Origin of the sequence: Pantoea alhagi (assembly GCF_002101395.1) — a bacterium.
GTDB lineage: Bacteria > Pseudomonadota > Gammaproteobacteria > Enterobacterales > Enterobacteriaceae > Mixta > Mixta alhagi.
The window spans coordinates 3,139,669-3,156,145 of the sequence record NZ_CP019706.1 but is presented as its reverse complement, the minus strand read 5'-3'; the positions used below and the strand labels follow the sequence as shown (position 1 = coordinate 3,156,145).

General features: G+C 53.0%; 16 protein-coding genes and 3 pseudogenes. 5 read left to right on the top strand and 14 right to left on the bottom strand.

Features of this window, described 5'->3' with window-relative positions; translation table 11 throughout:
• Positions 1–40 precede the first annotated feature (40 nt).
• The 5 genes from B1H58_RS14715 to B1H58_RS14695 all read right to left on the bottom strand — a co-directional run bounded on the left by B1H58_RS14715 (position 41) and on the right by B1H58_RS14695 (position 4,584).
• On the bottom strand, positions 41–373 hold the full coding sequence (locus B1H58_RS14715) for a DUF496 family protein (protein WP_085072333.1): 333 nt from the start codon (positions 371–373) through the stop codon (positions 41–43).
• A gap of 159 nt (positions 374–532) precedes the next feature.
• Complete coding sequence (locus B1H58_RS14710; RefSeq protein WP_208615320.1) at positions 533–1,591, bottom strand: FUSC family protein; 1,059 nt, start codon at positions 1,589–1,591, stop codon at positions 533–535.
• A gap of 185 nt (positions 1,592–1,776) precedes the next feature.
• Positions 1,777–2,814, bottom strand: a complete 1,038-nt coding sequence (locus B1H58_RS14705) for a MerR family transcriptional regulator (protein ID WP_085071224.1) — start codon at positions 2,812–2,814, stop codon at positions 1,777–1,779.
• 151 nt (positions 2,815–2,965) lie between these two features.
• Positions 2,966–4,129: a serine-type D-Ala-D-Ala carboxypeptidase DacD gene (gene dacD / locus B1H58_RS14700; protein WP_208615319.1), complete on the bottom strand. Its 1,164-nt coding sequence runs from the start codon at positions 4,127–4,129 to the stop codon at positions 2,966–2,968.
• Positions 4,130–4,356: 227 nt separating this feature from the next.
• Entirely contained in the window at positions 4,357–4,584 is a 228-nt protein-coding gene (locus B1H58_RS14695) for a YgdI/YgdR family lipoprotein (protein ID WP_085071223.1), read from the bottom strand.
• Positions 4,585–4,769: 185 nt separating this feature from the next.
• Here B1H58_RS14695 and B1H58_RS14690 point away from each other — a divergent pair, with 185 nt between their 5' ends.
• Positions 4,770–7,094, top strand: coding sequence for an FdhF/YdeP family oxidoreductase (locus B1H58_RS14690; protein WP_085071222.1), 2,325 nt, complete (start codon positions 4,770–4,772; stop codon positions 7,092–7,094).
• 315 nt (positions 7,095–7,409) lie between these two features.
• Here B1H58_RS14690 and B1H58_RS14685 read toward each other — a convergent pair whose 3' ends face one another.
• Positions 7,410–7,727 (bottom strand): contact-dependent growth inhibition system immunity protein, encoded by a 318-nt coding sequence (locus B1H58_RS14685; protein WP_085071221.1) that lies wholly within the window; start codon positions 7,725–7,727, stop codon positions 7,410–7,412.
• Positions 7,724–8,065, bottom strand: coding sequence for an RNase A-like domain-containing protein (locus B1H58_RS21310; protein WP_418304155.1), 342 nt, complete (start codon positions 8,063–8,065; stop codon positions 7,724–7,726). Before B1H58_RS21310 ends, B1H58_RS14685 begins: the two co-directional genes overlap by 4 nt.
• A 29-nt stretch (positions 8,066–8,094) precedes the next feature.
• Here B1H58_RS21310 and B1H58_RS14675 point away from each other — a divergent pair, with 29 nt between their 5' ends.
• A complete protein-coding gene (locus B1H58_RS14675; protein WP_085071219.1) occupies positions 8,095–8,283 on the top strand; it encodes a hypothetical protein in 189 nt (62 codons plus the stop codon).
• A gap of 82 nt (positions 8,284–8,365) precedes the next feature.
• Here the strand turns inward: B1H58_RS14675 and B1H58_RS14670 are convergent, their stop codons facing one another.
• A complete protein-coding gene (locus B1H58_RS14670; protein ID WP_157130184.1) occupies positions 8,366–8,680 on the bottom strand; it encodes a contact-dependent growth inhibition system immunity protein in 315 nt (104 codons plus the stop codon).
• Positions 8,677–9,492: an RNase A-like domain-containing protein gene (locus B1H58_RS14665; protein ID WP_085071217.1), complete on the bottom strand. Its 816-nt coding sequence runs from the start codon at positions 9,490–9,492 to the stop codon at positions 8,677–8,679. The genes B1H58_RS14670 and B1H58_RS14665 overlap by 4 nt, the downstream gene beginning before the upstream one ends.
• Positions 9,493–9,598: 106 nt before the next feature.
• Here B1H58_RS14665 and B1H58_RS21055 point away from each other — a divergent pair.
• Positions 9,599–9,778, top strand: a pseudogene (locus tag B1H58_RS21055) (ATP-dependent helicase); the annotation flags it as partial.
• Positions 9,779–9,909: 131 nt separating this feature from the next.
• On the opposite strand, the gene B1H58_RS14655 reads toward B1H58_RS21055, so the two are convergent.
• Together B1H58_RS14655 and B1H58_RS14650 are read right to left on the bottom strand one after the other, a co-directional pair.
• Entirely contained in the window at positions 9,910–10,227 is a 318-nt protein-coding gene (locus B1H58_RS14655; protein WP_157130183.1) for a contact-dependent growth inhibition system immunity protein, read from the bottom strand.
• Positions 10,224–11,105, bottom strand: coding sequence for an RNase A-like domain-containing protein (locus B1H58_RS14650; RefSeq protein ID WP_237172401.1), 882 nt, complete (start codon positions 11,103–11,105; stop codon positions 10,224–10,226). The genes B1H58_RS14655 and B1H58_RS14650 overlap by 4 nt, the downstream gene beginning before the upstream one ends.
• A gap of 262 nt (positions 11,106–11,367) precedes the next feature.
• Here B1H58_RS14650 and B1H58_RS20665 point away from each other — a divergent pair.
• Positions 11,368–12,152, top strand: a pseudogene (locus tag B1H58_RS20665) (DEAD/DEAH box helicase family protein); the annotation flags it as partial.
• On the opposite strand, the pseudogene B1H58_RS14635 reads toward B1H58_RS20665, so the two are convergent.
• Positions 12,136–12,543: pseudogene (locus tag B1H58_RS14635) on the bottom strand (Arm DNA-binding domain-containing protein); the annotation flags it as partial. The pseudogenes B1H58_RS20665 and B1H58_RS14635 sit on opposite strands and share 17 nt — an antisense overlap.
• Before the next feature lie 169 nt (positions 12,544–12,712).
• Here B1H58_RS14635 and sbcB point away from each other — a divergent pair.
• Positions 12,713–14,140: an exodeoxyribonuclease I gene (gene sbcB / locus B1H58_RS14630; RefSeq protein WP_085071212.1), complete on the top strand. Its 1,428-nt coding sequence runs from the start codon at positions 12,713–12,715 to the stop codon at positions 14,138–14,140.
• A 42-nt stretch (positions 14,141–14,182) separates the two neighbouring features.
• Here the strand turns inward: sbcB and B1H58_RS14625 are convergent, their stop codons facing one another.
• Together B1H58_RS14625 and B1H58_RS14620 are read right to left on the bottom strand one after the other, a co-directional pair.
• Positions 14,183–14,728 (bottom strand): YfaZ family outer membrane protein, encoded by a 546-nt coding sequence (locus B1H58_RS14625; protein ID WP_085071211.1) that lies wholly within the window; start codon positions 14,726–14,728, stop codon positions 14,183–14,185.
• 224 nt (positions 14,729–14,952) lie between these two features.
• The gene (locus B1H58_RS14620) at positions 14,953–16,314 is read right to left on the bottom strand and encodes an APC family permease (protein WP_085071210.1); all 1,362 of its coding nucleotides are present in this window, start codon (positions 16,312–16,314) and stop codon (positions 14,953–14,955) included.
• Between the last annotated feature and the right edge of the window lie 163 nt (positions 16,315–16,477).

Sequence of the window (16,477 nt, the reverse complement as noted above, 5' to 3'; positions counted from 1 at the left end):
CCCGATACATATCGGTCAGCACAACTGCTAACCGCAGAGATTACTGATTCTGTCCCGGAACTTTATGTACACCCATGGACTTCAGTTTTTTAGAGAGCTCACGACGCTCTTTTGACAGATCGGCATTTTTGATGATGTATTCATCCACGCGATCTTCATAGTCGCTGCGCATGCTGGCGATGATCTCCTGAATCGCTTCAACGCTCATGCCCGGTTTAATGTATTCGCTCAGGTTATCCAGCAGCAGCACACGTTTCTGGTTGTCACGAATTTTCTTTTCCACATCGTGAATTTCGCGCTGTAGTTTGTTCTTGCGACGGTTCATGCGCACGAACTCAAGCACGTCCTGAAATGATTGCTTTGCATTTTCCATGTTGACACCTTTCATTAGGCCTGCCTGAACAGGCGGTATTGTCGTAGCCTTCAGCTTAGCGGCTCGCCTGGGCCGATGGCAATTTTCACATTTAAATTCAGACTGTGAGACATTTTAGCGCGAAATCTTGCGCAGCCACAGCCTCGATTGTCGAAACGATTATTTACGCATGGCCAGCCGAATCAAATCCGACAGCCGTTCCAGCTGTTTCGCCAGTTCCAGGCTCAGCCAGACATAGCCATGAATCGGCGTTTCCACCAGCCGATCGCTGTCGTTTTCCGCAATCAGCTGCCGCAATTCGCGCACGATCTCCGTCAGTTCATGATTATTGGCCGCAACCCGATCGGCGTTGCCTTTAATCAACATTTCCGCCAATGCGTTAAAGGTATTTTCCGTCATCTGCTGCGTACGACGTAAGGTGGATGCATTCAGCAAAATCAAATGGCTGGCACGGGAAGACCACCAGGCGTTGATTTGCAGCTCCAGGGTACAGAGAATATTGCGGTTAGTGGTTTGGATCCCTTCCAGCACCGATTTCGGAATACGCGTCTCTTTACTGGCAGGTTCCAGCAACGTACGCATGCGCACCACATCGCTTAATACCTGCTGCAAAGGTTTATCGAGGCGCGGCTTATCCACCAGGTTCGGTGAAAAACCGGCATGATAAATTTTCGCCATTGCTGACAGTGAATCAGAGAGCTTAATGCGCCAGTGAATATAGGCTTTTTGTGGCCAGATACTGGTAAACAGCAGCGCCAGCAGCGAGCCGAGAATCACGTCGCCGCTGCGCCACAGGGCCGTGGTCATGTCACCCGCTGGCGCGCCGCAGACCACCGCCAGCGTAATGCCAATCAACAGCGCCATATAAGGCCGCCTGCCCAGCGTCAGGTAGCCGCAGATAAACATCACTACCGTACACCATGCCAACATTACTGGCAGTGAAATCAGCTCCAGCTTCAGGGCAATCAGCCCCGATATCGAGCCAAAAAAGGTGCCGCCAATCCGCTGAAACGCGCGCGGAAAAACGTTCCCCCACGCGGAGACCGGCCCCATCACTACCACCAGCGTAATCAGTGGCCAGCTTCCCTCCGGAATTTCGCTCAGGCGCACCAGCAAGAACGTCAAAACAAAGCCCAGCGCAATGCGAACGCCATGGACGATACGGTAATGACGGTAAACGCTGAATTCAACGGATGAAAGCGGCTTATCGGGGCGCAAGCACAGTCTCCAGGGTAATAAAAAACAGAAGGTTATCATAACCTGGCGACACCATCAGGATGAGACTTTCGTCTGTATTTTGCTGATCCTTAACTTGATTTTACATTCAGGAAAAGAGTTATTAACGCAGCGGGTGAAATATTGATACACCCGACGCGGTAGATCGCGTCAGGTGCGTACCATTATTACCGCTCTGTGCCCGGTGCCATATGAGCCGTTACTGCCGCCTGCAAATATTGCAGCAGATCGGGCGTAAGCCAGGTCCCTTCCATCAGCTGCGGCTCCTGCTGCATCGCCTGACGGATTTTATTTTGCGTCTGTGGGTTATCGCTGGCATAAGAGCGAAACAGCGCCAGCCAGTGCGCACCGAGCGCCCGCGCCTCCTCCGCTTCCGGTGCGACGCCGCGCATCATCGCTTCGCGCAGTCGGCTAATCAACGCTGGCCACTCCTGCATGCGATCAAAGTAGTGCGCCCGTACAAAAGCGTACTCCTGTTCATCAAGATAGCGCCGGAAAATAGCCAGCTTGCTTTCCGCGAAGGCGCGCGTAACGTAGTCCAGCATCGCAGGGGTGATCCCGGTTTGCTGCTGCATCGCTGGTTCATTGAGATGCATGGTGGTCAGACGCTGCAGGAAAGCGGGATTCTGTGCGGTATCGTGCTCCAGCATCTGCATCCAGCGACGTGCCAGCGCCTGAGCCTGCGGCTCCTGCGGCGCAATGCCGATCTCCTGTAGCTCCAGCAGCTTTTGTACCAGCTGCTGCCACTCCGCCTCTCGCTGCGCATCCGCCTGGTAAAAAGGCAGCTGCGTTAACTCTTCCGCCGTAAAATAGTTATCGTACATGGTCATCATCTCTAACGTTGTTAGCCAGTCCGTCAGCTCGGGTTCGCCGCCCCGGGAGAGCTGCTGATGTAGCTGTCCCAGCCGCTGCCGCAGCTGTTGCATCTGTGTCAGCTGGCGATCGAGCGCCTCTATCTGTTGAGTCAGCACCTGCGGTAAAGAGAGTGCGCCATCGCTCAGCAGCGGATCGATTTCCGCCAGCGGCACACCAAGGCGTTTTAACGCCTGAATCTGATGCAGACGACGGATATCGTCATGGTTGTACAGTCGATAGCCTGCCTCGCTGCGCGACGACGGCACCAGTAGCCCGATGCTGTGGTAATAGTGCAGCGTACGTACCGTTACGCCCGTGCGTCGGGCCAGTTCACCTGCCTGCAATAACATGACTCTCTCCTTGCTCAACGTTAACCAAGGATAAAGGCTGACGTGGCGTCAGGGTCAAGAGGGATGACAAAGGAAAAACGAGAAAAGGAAAACAGGCAGATTCAGGGTTAACAAAACAGGGCAGAGGCGAGAGCTCGCCTCTGCCTGCCGGTTAAAATTTCTGCCTGAGATAATCACTGATTTTGGTCACGATACCGCCCTCTTCCACCTTATTCAATGTCATTAGCGGATAGCTGGCCAGCACCTGATCTTTGTCGATCACCTGAATCATGCCGACCTTCTCCCCCTGTTTTAGCGGCGCTTCAAGATCTTTGCGATCGATAACATATTTCGCTTTGATGCTCTCTATCGCGCTACGCGGTACCGACAGATAAATATCCCCGGCGGTGCCTACTTCTACCTGATGCGGGTTGCCATACCAGACTGTCTCTTTGCCCAGTGCTTTGCCAGCATGAAACAGCTGCACGGTATCAAAATTGCTGTTGCCCCAAATCAGCAGTTTCCGCGCCTGCTCCTCACGGCCTTTAGCGCTTTTACCCCCCATGATGACGGCGATCAGCCGGTGACGGCCCTCCAGGCTGGAGGCGATCAGGTTAAAACCGGCGCTTTCGGTATGACCGGTTTTCAGGCCATCGACATGCAGGTTTTTATCCCACAGCAGCCCGTTACGGTTCTGCTGAGTGATGCCGTTCCAGGTAAGCGATTTCTCGCTGTACATCTGATAGAAATCGGGCTCGCCATTGATGATGGCGCGCGAAAGCACGGCCAGATCGCGGGCGGTGGTATGCTGGCCTGGCGCATCCAGTCCGTGAACGGTTTCAAAATGGGTGTGCGTCAGCCCCAGCTTCGCCGCATAGTCATTCATCATTTTGACAAAGGCGTCCTGGCTACCGGCAACATAATCGGCCAGCGCGACGCAGGCATCGTTGCCGGAATCGATGATCACGCCACGACTCAGATCGCGTACCGTAACCTGTTCGCCCGGCTTGAGGAACATCAGCGAAGATCCTTTAAATACCGGATTTCCGGCGCCCCACGCATCCTGACCAATGGTCACCTTATCGTCCCGGCTGATGCGATGCTGATCGATAGCGCGATCGACCACATAGCCGGTCATCAGCTTGGTCAGACTGGCAGGATTGCGCTGTTCATCAGCATTGCCTTCGGTCAGTATTTGCCCGGTAGTAGCGTCCATTAATACCCAGGATGCAGCATCCACCGGCGGCGGCGTAAGCGGAAAAGAGATCGAAGCCGCATGGGCCTGAAATGCTAAAAACAGAAAACCGGTAAGAGTTGCAAACTGACGCCTTTTCAACAGAACACCCTCAATCAAAACATGAATTTAACCAGGGCGTTGTTGTACGGGATTAAGCGGTGATTTTTCTGAATAAATTGCAAATAATTATGTATTTAGCATCGGTCCATCTGCGGGTTATTGCACCGTTTTTCTTCAGCGTATTATTCGCCCACCTTAGCCGCTGACGTTCAATAATAAAAAAGCCACCTGACGGTGGCTCACCTGCTTAACATTCGCTGAGGAAATTAGTGCGGGATTTCGGTCATTGATTTAACGTCAGAACGGTTGATCTGCTGCTCATTTCCGTTGGCGTCTTTATACTTAATCAGGCCGGTAGCATTGTCCTCTTTGGGTTTGCCATCACTGACAATTGTCCGTCCATCGTTAGTATGGATGGTGTAGTTGCTGCTGGAACATCCCGCTAATGGCAGGGCCGCAGCAAATGCAAATGCTAATAATGCTGTCTTTTTCATCATAACCTCCTGTTCAGATATTTACTCTTAATGTTTAGCACACTTTAATCATTACGCAATTTATCGCCTCTTTCTTTCCTGCCGCCTTTGTAATATTTCGAAAGCAATTAGCGCCCGCTTTTTCAGCTACTTTGCTGACGTGTTCTATTCTTTAATCACAGTTCCACAACAGAACACAGAAATTTATGAAACATAAAAATCGCACTATTGGTATTGCTCCCTACGGCGGATCGGCTGGCGGCTGGGGCGCGCTTAAGGCCGTTGCCGATGCATTGCGCGGGCAGATGTCAGTGAAGCAGGACGTTATCGCGCTGTTTAAAGTCAACCAGCCGCAAGGCTTCGACTGCCCCGGCTGCGCCTGGCCCGATCCACGTCACGCCTCATCTTTTGAGTTTTGTGAAAATGGTGCTAAAGCGGTATCCTGGGAAGCCACCAGCAAACGCACTACGCCAGAATTCTTTGCCGCGCATACGGTAAGTGAACTGTGGCAGCGCAGCGCATTTGAACTGGAAGGCGAAGGCCGCCTGACGCATCCCATGAAATATGATGCCGCCAGCGATACCTATCAGCCCATTGAGTGGGAAACTGCGTTTCGTGAAATAGGTGAGAGATTGCAAAGCTATAGCGATCCGGACAGCGTCGAATTTTACACCTCCGGACGTGCCTCCAACGAGGCGGCTTTTCTCTATCAGCTCTTTGCGCGGGAATATGGCACCAATAATTTCCCGGACTGCTCGAACATGTGTCATGAGCCCACCAGCGTCGGCCTGCCGCAGTCGATTGGCGTCGGCAAAGGCACGGTTGAGCTGGAAGATTTCGATCATTGCGATCTGGTGCTCTGCATCGGCCATAACCCCGGCACCAATCATCCACGTATGCTGGGAACGCTGCGCGAAGTCTCTAAACGCGGCGCAACCATTGTGGCAATTAACCCGCTGCGCGAGCGTGGACTGGAGCGCTTTACGTCGCCGCAAAGCCCGATTGAAATGCTGTCGCTCGGCTCTACCACGCTGGCCTCCACTTACTATAAAGTTCGCGTTGGCGGCGATGCGGCAATGTTAAAAGGCGTGATGAAAGCGCTGCTGGCGATGCATGAGCGTGCGCTAAAAGAGGGCCAGCCAGGCGTTATTGATGAGGAATTTATCCGCGAACACACGGAAGGCTTCGAAGCGCTGAAGCAGGATCTGGAAGCGACCGAATGGTCGCATATCCTGAAGGTTTCCGGTATGGATTATAAGGAGATCCTGAATATTGCCCGCCTGTATGCCACATCAGAAAAAACCATTATTTGTTACGGTATGGGCATCACTCAGCATCAGTATGGCACCCAGAACGTACAGCAAATTGCTAACCTGCTGCTGATGCGCGGCAATATCGGCAAGCGCGGTGCCGGGATTTGTCCGCTACGCGGCCATTCCAACGTACAGGGCGACCGCACCGTAGGCATTACTGAAATTCCCTCACAGGAGCTGCTCGACAGTATTGAGAAAGTGTTCGGTTTTAAGCCGCCGCAGCATCATGGTCATGGCGCAGTCGCTGCCATACAGGCGATGCGCGATGGCAAAGCAAAAGCGTTGCTCTGCCTCGGCGGTAACCTGGCGGAGGCGATGTCCGATCCCAACGTGACGTTTACCGCGATGCGTAATCTGGATCTGGTGGTGCATATGGCCACTAAATTAAACCGTTCACATCTGCTATTAGGCAAGCATAACTACATTTTGCCGGTACTGGGCCGTACCGAGCTGGATGTGCAGGCGTCCGGGGAACAAAGCATTACCGTGGAAGATTCCATGTCGATGGTTCATGCCTCGCGCGGTATGTTAAAGCCCGCTTCGCCCTGGCTGAAATCAGAGCCGGCGATTGTCGCCGGGCTGGCTAAGGCGACATTGCCCAATACCAAAGTCAACTGGGACCAGATGGTTGGGGATTACAGCTTTATTCGCGCGGCAATTGAAGCCGTTTTCCCCGCTTTCAAAGATTACAACCGTCGTATTCTGCAGCCAGGCGGCTTCCGTCTGCGCAATGCGGCCTCCGAACGGGAATGGAACACGCCCTCAGGCCGGGCCCAGTTTAAGGTTATGGAAGGAATTAATGAGGATCCGCGCTCGCTGAAATGTCACGACCTGGTGCTGACGACGTTGCGTAGCCACGATCAGTACAACACCACGCTGTATGGCCTGAACGATCGCTATCGCGGCGTGACCGGACGGCGCGACGTGCTGTTTATCAATGCGGACGAGGCGGAAAAACGTCAGCTGCGGGTGGGTGATAAGGTAAATATTATTGCGCTGGATCCCGAGGGTAAACGCACCGATCGCCGTATGGATAATCTGACTATCGTGGTGCTGGATATGGCAGGCGGCTCAGCGGGCGCCTACTATCCGGAAGCCAACGTGATGGTCCCGCTTGACAGCCACGATACCGCAAGCGGCATTCCGGCATATAAAAGCATTCCTATTGAGATGGAACCGTGCGAAATGCCGGTAGAAACATCCGGTGCTCTGCGCTGATAAAAACGGCTAAGTGATAAAAAGCCTCCGCTATTATCGGGGGCTTTAATATGTATGGGGATGCTTAAAAGAGGTGTCGAGGATTATTTTTGCGAAATGTTGATATTTAAATCGAGTAAGCATAAAGCGCGACCCGGCCAGAATGCTGAGAAATATTTTATCTTTAGCAAAATAATTAATACCCAATCGTTAACAACATGATTAAATTTTTCACAAAAAAACGCTTTTCCGGTACTGGTGGAACGGGGCTAATTACCCGCCCATTACCGGGCTCCCTCAGCGCTTGCGCAGGCTTATAATCGTTTCGCCGATGGTCTATTCCAGCGCCGCCAGTACACGCAGCAGGAAGCTGCGCCACGTTTCGCCCCACAGTTCGGGATCAAACTGATTTTCAGCCAGCAGCGCCATGCGTTCCGCTAGCTCGCTATCCGGGAGCAACAGTAATTCCTCAACTTCAGCCCGGAGCAGATTATAATTATCCTTGTAGCACTCCCGATAACTGGCGACTATCTCTTCCACCGTATCGCCATAAATATCGAAATCATCAAAAAAATATGCTTGTAACAGGATGCCCGTAAATGCGTACCGTCTTTTTATGCGCCAGACGTGAAGCGCTTTAATAAAACTTTTCATAGTAGCTCTGGGTATGCTGTTACGATATAATACGGCATTCTTCGATATTCCTGCAATTTCAGCACTATTTTGACATGATTAACGGGCCATTTAATTTTGCTACCCTGTCGAAATCCATAACCTACCTTTGTTCCTGCGTCCCAAATTATTACAAGGTCTTTTTTGTTTGTCCCGAAATTAGCCCAGCGAATAATTTTAAAGCGGTTAGCTCGCAATCCGGCGCTGATAAACTTTTCAGCCTGCTGCAAACTTTCAAATATTGTAGCAGCTTTGAGGTCTGGACTTTGCGCCAGGCGCGCCAGCAGTTCTTCATCAGTTTTTGCAACATGCTTCCTGATGGTATGCCCACCAATTTCTTTATTCCTTCATGCTCCGCACCATCAATTATGACAATCTGGTTTGGCTCGTTGAAACCCTGGGCGATCGCTGGCCGTTCGGCACCGTGATCGCCGACGAAAGTACGCGCCTGAAGTCGTTCCGGCTGCGCGGCGGCGGTAAACGCGCGCGCGAGGATAAATTTTCCGGGATTGCCAGAATTGCATTAGGCGTCGCGTAAACGCGCGCGCGCGAGGATAAACTGTATTGCGCGCATAAAAAAAGCCCGCTTGCGCAGGCTAATAAATTTTTTCGCCGACAGGCTATTCCAGCACCGCCAGCACACGCAGCAGGAAGCTGCGCCACGTTTCGCCCCAGAGTTCGGGATCAAACTGATTTTCAGCCAGTAGCTCCATGTGGGCTACCAGCTCGCTGTCGTCCTCGGTTTTAAGCATTTCGCTGATTTCGTTTTTCAGGCCGCTTACAACATCGGGATTCTGGTGATCGTACCGATAGCTATGCATGATCTCTTCAACCGTTTCACCGAATATATCGAAATCCTGACCGAAAAAAACGCGAATCATAGTTCCCAGCAATGAGTATTTACGACGTAGCCGCCATCTTTGTAATCTGTTCATAGTAGCTCCGGGTACGCTGTTAAAATAAAATAAGGCATGCCCCGGAATTCCTCCCGTTTGAGCACAACTTTGACCTGGTTAACGGGCCACTTAATTTTGCTACCCTGTCGGAATCCATAGCCTACTTTTGTGCCTGCGTCCCAAAATATTTCCAGCGTGTTATCGCCGCGAGTAGTATTAGCCCAACGAATAATTTTAAAGCGGTTAGCCCGCAATGCGGCGGTGATAACCTTTTCAGCCTGCTGTAAACTCTCAAATGTCGTAGCAGCTTTGAGGCCTGGACTTTGCGCCAGGCGCGCCAGCAGTTCTTCATCAGTTTTTGCAACGTGCTTCCTGATGGTATGCCCGCCGATTTTCTTTATGCCTTCATGCTCTATCTTCGGCGTTCCCGCCCGAACATATTTGATCCGCGACACGCCCCATGCCAGCCCTGCCGCTGACGGGACGCCTATATCAGCGGTCAAACCGATATACATGGCCGTGCTGTCGCTGGCGCCAGCCTCTTTAGCCAGCTTTTCGGTGAGTTGAAACGTTGCCGTGCGGGTATCATATCCTGTCAGGATACGGTTTGCTGCGGCGTTGATACTGTCCAGACTGTGGGTGCCGGTAACGACACAGGCCGCTTTAGTTAACAGAGTGGGATCGGGAGCCAGGCACAGGGCCGTCGCTCCCATCAGCTCTACGGTTCCCAGCGCCAGCTCAAGCCCGCCCAGCAGTCGATTGCTGAGTGCATCCGCCTCCGACACCGTGTGATAATCCAGCACGCCCGCCAGCTGTACCGGCGAAATGGCAAATTGTAATTCCGTATTCATAAAACGTTCCTTGTTGAAAGCTTGTATCAAAACAACGCATTGCTTACAAAACAACCAACACGTTAATACTTACCACGCCCCCGGTAAACAAAGCGCCGGGATGTGAGGTACCGCCAAAGAGCGCGCGGCGCCACTGAACAGCAACGCCAGCGTCTTTACCAACCATTATGACAATCTGGTTTGGCTCGTTGAAACCCTGGGCGATCGCTGGCCGTTCGGCACCGTGATCGCCGACGAAAGTACGCGCCTGAAGTCGTTCCGGCTGCGCGGCGGCGGTAAACGCGCGCGCGAGGATAAATTTTCCGGGATTGCCAGAATTGCATTAGGCGTCGCGTAAACGCGCGCGCGAGGATAAACTGTATTGCGCGCATAAAAAAAGCCCGCTTGCGCAGGCTTATAAATTTTTTCGCCGACAGGCTATTCCAGCACCGCCAGCACACGCAGCAGGAAGCTGCGCCACGTTTCGCCCCATTTAACGGGGTTAAACTCTTCTTCAGTTATCAACGACATACGCTTGCTTAAATCTACATCGTCTGTCGTCTCAAGCATTTCCTTAATCTGCGTTTTCAGAGCTTGCTGCGCTTCTTTTCCGGGGAAAACTTCTTGGTAACTTTGCGTAATTACTTCAATCGTTTCGCCGAACGAGTCACAATCCTGTGGTGAGAAAAAAACACGGATCATACTACCCAGTGATGAATATTTACGACATATACGCCATTTTTGTAATCTGTTCATAATAACTCAGGGTATGCAGTTAAAATAAAATAGGGTTTACCCAGGTATTCTTTGCAAACTAATACAACCCGAACGTGATTAACGGGCCATTTGATTTTGCTACCCCGTCGAAATCCATAACCAACCTTTGTTCCCGCGTTCCAGGTTATAACCAGCGCTTCTTGTTCCCCCCGAACACTGTTCGCCCACCGAATAATTTTAAAACGGTTAGCCCGCAATGCGGCGGTGATAACCTTTTCAGCCTGCTGCACGCTTTCGAATGATGTCGCAGCATCCAGACCTGTGCTTTGCGCCAGGCGCGCCAGGAGTTCTTCGTCAGTTTTTGCAATATGCTTTTTAAGTGTATGCCCGCCGATTCTCGCCCTGCTAACGGCTTCATGCTCCGCCAGCTTCAGCGTGCCCGCTCGAACATATTTTATCCGCGACACTCCCCAGGCCAGCCCTGCCGCCGCAGGAACAGCACTGTCAACAGTCAGCCCAATATACATGGCCGTGCTGTCGCTGGCGCCAGCCTCTTTAGCCAGCTTTTCGGTGAGTTGAAACGTTGCCGTGCGGGTATCATATCCTGTCAGGATACGGTTTGCAGCGGCGTTGATACTGTCCAGACTGTGGGTGCCGGTAACGACACAGGCCGCTTTAGTTAACAGAGTGGGATCGGGAGCCAGGCACAGGGCCGTCGCTCCTATCAGCTCTACGGTTCCCAGCGCCAGCTCAAGCCCGCCCAGCAGTCGATTGCTGAGTGCATCCGCCTCCGACACCGTGTGATAATCCAGCACGCCCGCCAGCTGTACCGGCGAAATGGCAAATTGTAATTCCGTATTCATAAAACGTTCCTTGTTGAAAGCTTGTATCAAAACAACGCATTGCTTATAAAACAACCAACACGTTAGCACTTGTCACGCCCCCGGTAAACAAACCGCCTGCCGGTGACGTTGACAGGCAATGCGTCACGCGACTGATGTGTGACGTGTAGCCAGAAATCGATAAGCGCTTCTCCCTTGCTGTGTCCGGGTTCAGCACCGGCTCGCCAGCCGATGATCGCCGATTTCGATACGTCCAGCTCGCGCGCGATCTCTTTCAGTGATATGTCCTGGCGGTTGATATCCGAAATAACGCGGAACCGCGCTGGAATATCTGTTTATGGCGGGCGCCGAAACTCGCCCTGCGCTGGTTCTCGCCCCACTGCGCGTGGCGGCCAGCACATGGCCGGATGAATCGGTGAAATGGGGACATCTGCGCAATATCGATGTGCAGCTGATTATCGTACCGCCAAAGAGCGCGCGGCGGCGCCTGGCAAAGTGGCGCATAAACACGTCCGACGCAGGGTAAATCTCACCGGCACGCCGGCGCCGAATGGCCTGGCGGATTTATGGGGTCAGGCGTGGTTTATTGACCGGGGTCAACGGCTGGGGCGCACATATGGCGCGTTTACCTCCCGCTGGTTCAACTCGATACAGTTCCCGGGTCAGAGCTGGTCAAAACTGGAGCCATTCGCCCACTCGCAGGACGAAATTCAGCGCGCGCTGGTCGACGTCACTATCTCGCTAAACGCTGCGGACTGGTTCGACATTAAAGAGCCTGTCCACAACGTGATCCGCGTTAACATGCCGCCGAAGGCCCGTCAGCAATACAGCGAGATGGAAAAAGAAATGTTCGTCGAGCTAAACGGCGACGGTATCGAAGCGCCGAACGCGGCGGCAAAGACAATTAAGTGCCTGCAAATAGCCAGCGGTGCGATTTATACCGACGACGCCGGCAGCAGGTCGGAGCTACACGACGCTAAGCTGCAAGCCCAGGACAGTATTGTCACTGAAGCCGCCGGCGCGCCTGTACTGATTGCATATCACTGGAAGCACGATCTGATGCGCCTGTTGAAAGCGTTCCCGCGCGGCCGGCATCTGGATAACGACCCGCAAACGCAGCGCGCATGTATTTTAACACAGTCGTCGCGTACAGCTCTTGTGTTTTGGGACGCAGCGCCATGCGAACGTAATTTTCTTCCCAATAATCCAGGCAATTTTTAACGGTCGGCTTGGCTTTAGTCGCGCTGGCCCCCACCATTGCACGAGGATTTATCCCGCGATCAAGGTACTCTTTAAGATCTGCGGCTTTATTCCGGGCGTCGCGTAATGTTATAGCCGGATAACGCCCCAGCCCCAGCCGGTGCTGCTTACCTCCCCAGCGATACCGGAATTGAAAACTAATAACGCCCTTTGGCGTAATGCGCAGACCAGGGCCGTCGGAATCCGTTATTTCTGCCGGGCCGGAATATGGTTTACCATAGAGAGAACGTAATTTCGTATCGCTGATTGCCATAATAGTTTTCTGTACTCAAAGAAAAGCTAATTACGTACTTGTTTTGTACACAATGCCAAGTGTACAAGCGAAAACATAGCCGAACATTAGCGAACAACAAAAGCAAAACATTACTAAAAAACTTTAAAATACAATAGATTAATCGAACATACCGAGGCAATTAAAAACAGTGACAGACAAACAAAACCAGCCGACCTTTCTCTTCCACGACTATGAAACCTTCGGTAAAAGCCCGGCGCTGGATCGACCGGCGCAGTTTGCCGGGATCCGCACCGATATGGATTTTAATATCATCGGTGAACCAGAAGTGTTTTATTGCCAGCCCGCCGACGACTATCTTCCGCAGCCGGAAGCAGTGATGATCACCGGGATTACGCCACAGCTGGCGCAGGCGCGTGGCGTTAAGGAAGCGGAGTTCGCACGGCGTATTCATGACCTGTTCACCGTTGAGAACACCTGCGTGGTGGGCTACAACAATGTGCGCTTCGATGATGAAGTGACGCGCAATCTCTTCTATCGTAACTTCTACGATCCCTATGCCTGGAGCTGGCAAAACGGCAATTCGCGCTGGGATCTGCTGGATGTGATGCGTGCCTGCTATGCGCTGCGTCCGGAAGGTATTGTCTGGCCAGAAAATGAGGATGGATTACCGAGCTTTAAACTGGAGCAGCTAACGCAGGCCAACGGCGTGGAACATACTCAGGCGCACGATGCGATGTCAGATGTTTATGCCACCATTGCCATGGCGAAGCTGGTGAAAACCAAACAGCCGAAGCTGTTTGATTTCCTCTTCAGCCACCGCACAAAGCAGAAAATCAATACGCTGATTGATATTCCGCAGATGAAGCCGCTGATGCATATCTCTGGCATGTTCGGTGCACTGCGCGGGAATACCAGCTGGATTGCGCCGCTGGCCTGGCACCCGGAAAATCGCAATGCCCTGATCGTTTGCGATCTGGCGGGTGATATCACGCCGCTGCTGGAGCTGGATGCCGACGCGCTACGCGAACGCCTTTACACTCCCCGTCAGCAGCTGGGTGATGATGCCGCGGTACCGATTAAACTGGTGCATATCAATAAATGTCCGGTGCTGGCCCCTGCTAACACGCTGCGTCCGGAAGATGCCGGGCGGCTTGGCATCGATCGCCAGCACTGCCTGAATAATCTGGCGGTGCTGCGCCAGCATGCAGAGATCCGTGAAAAAGTGGTTGCCCTGTATGCCGAAGCGGAGCCTTTTATCCCTTCGCCGGATGTTGATGCCCAGCTCTATAACGGCTTTTTCAGCGATGCCGACAAAGCGGCAATGAACATTATTCAGCAGACGGCACCCGCCAATCTGCCGGCGCTCGATCTGACCTTTAACGATGCACGCATCGCCCCGCTGCTGTTTCGCTATCGTGCGCGTAATTTCCCGGGCACGCTCGATGACAGCGAGCAGCAGCGCTGGCTGCAGCACCGCCGCGAAGCCTTAAACAGCGAACGCATTGAATCTTTCCTGCTGGAGCTGGAGTCGCTGGCTAATCTGTACGACGGCGATAGTGAAAAGTTAACGCAACTCAAGGCGCTGTATGACTACGCGCGTGAACTGGTCTCATAAAAAAGCCGTCCTGCGGGACGGCTTTTTGTATTGAGCAAGGCATCAGAAGCGCAGTGAGGCGCCAATATAAGGGCCGTCAGCCAGCACGTTATCTTTGCGATCGCCTTTGTTGTTCAGTTCGGCATATTTATAGCCAACACGCACGTTCAGCAGCGAAATCGGCGTAAAGCTGATGCCGCCAGACGCTTCCTGATAGCTGTCGAGATGATCGGTAAAGGATTCCGGTGAATAGTAATATTCGCCGTACAGGCCGATCATCTTGGTGACCGGCAGGCTGATACCAGCACCTACGGCAGCAGCAAAGCCACTTTTACCATCTTCCGGATCGATCCACATGGCTTTGATGCCAGGCGTCAGGAAAACAGAACCAATTTCCACGTTATAACCCAGACGCAGGCCGGAAACGTCGCCGTCATGATCGCTGCGCATCCAGTTGCCGGACAGGCTCAGGCCAGGGGAAGTGGTTCCCAGTCCAACGTTCAGGTTGGTGTAATGTTCACCCACATCAACGCTGCCTTCGATAGCCTGCGCTGCTCCCGTTGCCAGCATCAGCGCAAGACCACTGCTTACCACTACTTTTTTAAACATTGCCAACTCCATTGATTCAGGCAGATATTGCTGGCGCAGGGTAACCAGGCACGCGACCGGTTACAAGGGATTTTGTCTGAGTCCCTCCGCCCTGAAGGCCGCCTGGCATCGCGCTTGCGCCTGTAAATCGCGCGACGCCGATTGATAGTCAGCCACAAAAAAGGCCAGACAGTGGTCTGTCTGGCCTTAGCATTTTAATGCCGGTAGCGATTAATCACGGCGAATCAGAGTGATTCTTCGCTGTACTGCGGCACCGGATTACGGAAGCTGCGGGTGACCACGGCGAGGTAGATAATCCCGATCGCCGCCCAAATCAGCCCCAGCACCATTGAACTCTCTTCGAGGTTCACCCAAAGCGCGCCTACCGTTAGTGCGCCGCACAGCGGCAGCAGCAGGAAGTTGATATTGTCCTTCAGCGTATAACGACGCTTTTCACGGAGCCAGAACTGCGCGATGACCGAAAGGTTTACGAAGGTAAAGGCAACCAGCGCACCAAAGTTAATGAGTGCCGTGGCCGTTACCAGGTCAAAACGGATCGCCAGTAGCGCGATAGCGCCAACCAGCAGCACGTTCAGCGCCGGGGTACGCCACTTCGGATGTACGTAGCCGAAGAAACGCTCCGGGAACACGCCGTCGCGTCCCATCACGTACATCAGGCGGCTTACGCCCGCGTGCGCCGCCATACCGGAAGCCAGCACCGTAATGCAGGAAAAAATCAGAATGCCAAACTGGAAGGTTTTACCTGCCACGTAAAGCATGATCTCCGGCTGCGAGGCGTCAGGATCTTTAAAGCGCGAAATGTCCGGGAAATAGAGCTGCAGAAAGTAAGAGACCACGATAAAGATGATGCCGCCTACCAGCGCCGTCAGGAAAATCGCTTTCGGGATCACGCGCTCTGCATCTTTGGTCTCTTCTGAAAGCGAGCTGATACCGTCAAAGCCCAGGAACGAGAAGCAAAGAATAGTCGCACCGGTGATCATCGGCACCACATGAGCATTCTCCGACCAGAACGGACGGCTGCTCACCAGCGTGCCCGCGCCTTCACCGTGCGCAACGCCGTAAATCACCATAGCCATCAGCGCGATCATTACCGCAACCTGCAGCACCACAATCAGGCTATTGAAGTTTGCTACGGTTTTGATGCCGCGCAGGTTCGTCAATGTCATAAAGCCCACCAGCAGCACGACGAAAATCCATGAAGGCAGATCCGGCACCAGCGCTTCAAAATAAATTTTCGCCAGCAGGATGTTGATCATCGGCATAAACAGATAATCAAGCAGCGATGACCAGCCAACCATAAAGCCAACGTGCGGGCTGATGGTTTTCTGCGCATAGGTGTATGCGGAACCCGCTGATGGGAAGCGGCGTACCAGCTTACCGTAGCTCAGCGCAGTAAACAGAATGGCAATCAATGCAAAAGCGTAAGCGGTGGCAACATGACCGTCAGTCAGGCCCGATACGATACCGAACGTATCGAACAGCGTCATCGGCTGCATATAGGCCAGACCAATCATCACCACCGGTAATAAGGTCAGTGTTTTTTTCAGCTGCGTGCGCGGCTGTGCGGTATGCGTATTATGCGTCATGGTTTAGTCCCCCCATAGCGGCGGCCTGATTGAGGCGGACCACAGGGAAACTTCGCGCTATGCGAGAAAGAATCTTCAGAGGCGTGAGGGAAGAAGCGTTGGCAAGGCTGCCGGTTGCGCCATAATCATCACGGAGTCGAACACCAGCGAAAGCCAGTGAGAA

Bases quoted from the DNA above. Each gene is read 5' to 3' on its own strand.
- B1H58_RS14715 (WP_085072333.1), bottom strand. From the start codon at position 373: ATGGAAAATGCAAAGCAATCATTTCAGGACGTGCTTGAGTTCGTGCGC.
- B1H58_RS14705 (WP_085071224.1), bottom strand. From the start codon at position 2,814: ATGTTATTGCAGGCAGGTGAACTGGCCCGACGCACGGGCGTAACGGTA.
- B1H58_RS14695 (WP_085071223.1), bottom strand. From the start codon at position 4,584: ATGAAAAAGACAGCATTATTAGCATTTGCATTTGCTGCGGCCCTGCCA.
- B1H58_RS14690 (WP_085071222.1), top strand. From the start codon at position 4,770: ATGAAACATAAAAATCGCACTATTGGTATTGCTCCCTACGGCGGATCG.
- B1H58_RS14685 (WP_085071221.1), bottom strand. From the start codon at position 7,727: ATGAAAAGTTTTATTAAAGCGCTTCACGTCTGGCGCATAAAAAGACGG.
- B1H58_RS14675 (WP_085071219.1), top strand. From the start codon at position 8,095: ATGCTCCGCACCATCAATTATGACAATCTGGTTTGGCTCGTTGAAACC.
- B1H58_RS14670 (WP_157130184.1), bottom strand. From the start codon at position 8,680: ATGAACAGATTACAAAGATGGCGGCTACGTCGTAAATACTCATTGCTG.
- B1H58_RS14665 (WP_085071217.1), bottom strand. From the start codon at position 9,492: ATGAATACGGAATTACAATTTGCCATTTCGCCGGTACAGCTGGCGGGC.
- B1H58_RS14655 (WP_157130183.1), bottom strand. From the start codon at position 10,227: ATGAACAGATTACAAAAATGGCGTATATGTCGTAAATATTCATCACTG.
- B1H58_RS14625 (WP_085071211.1), bottom strand. From the start codon at position 14,728: ATGTTTAAAAAAGTAGTGGTAAGCAGTGGTCTTGCGCTGATGCTGGCA.
- B1H58_RS14620 (WP_085071210.1), bottom strand. From the start codon at position 16,314: ATGACGCATAATACGCATACCGCACAGCCGCGCACGCAGCTGAAAAAA.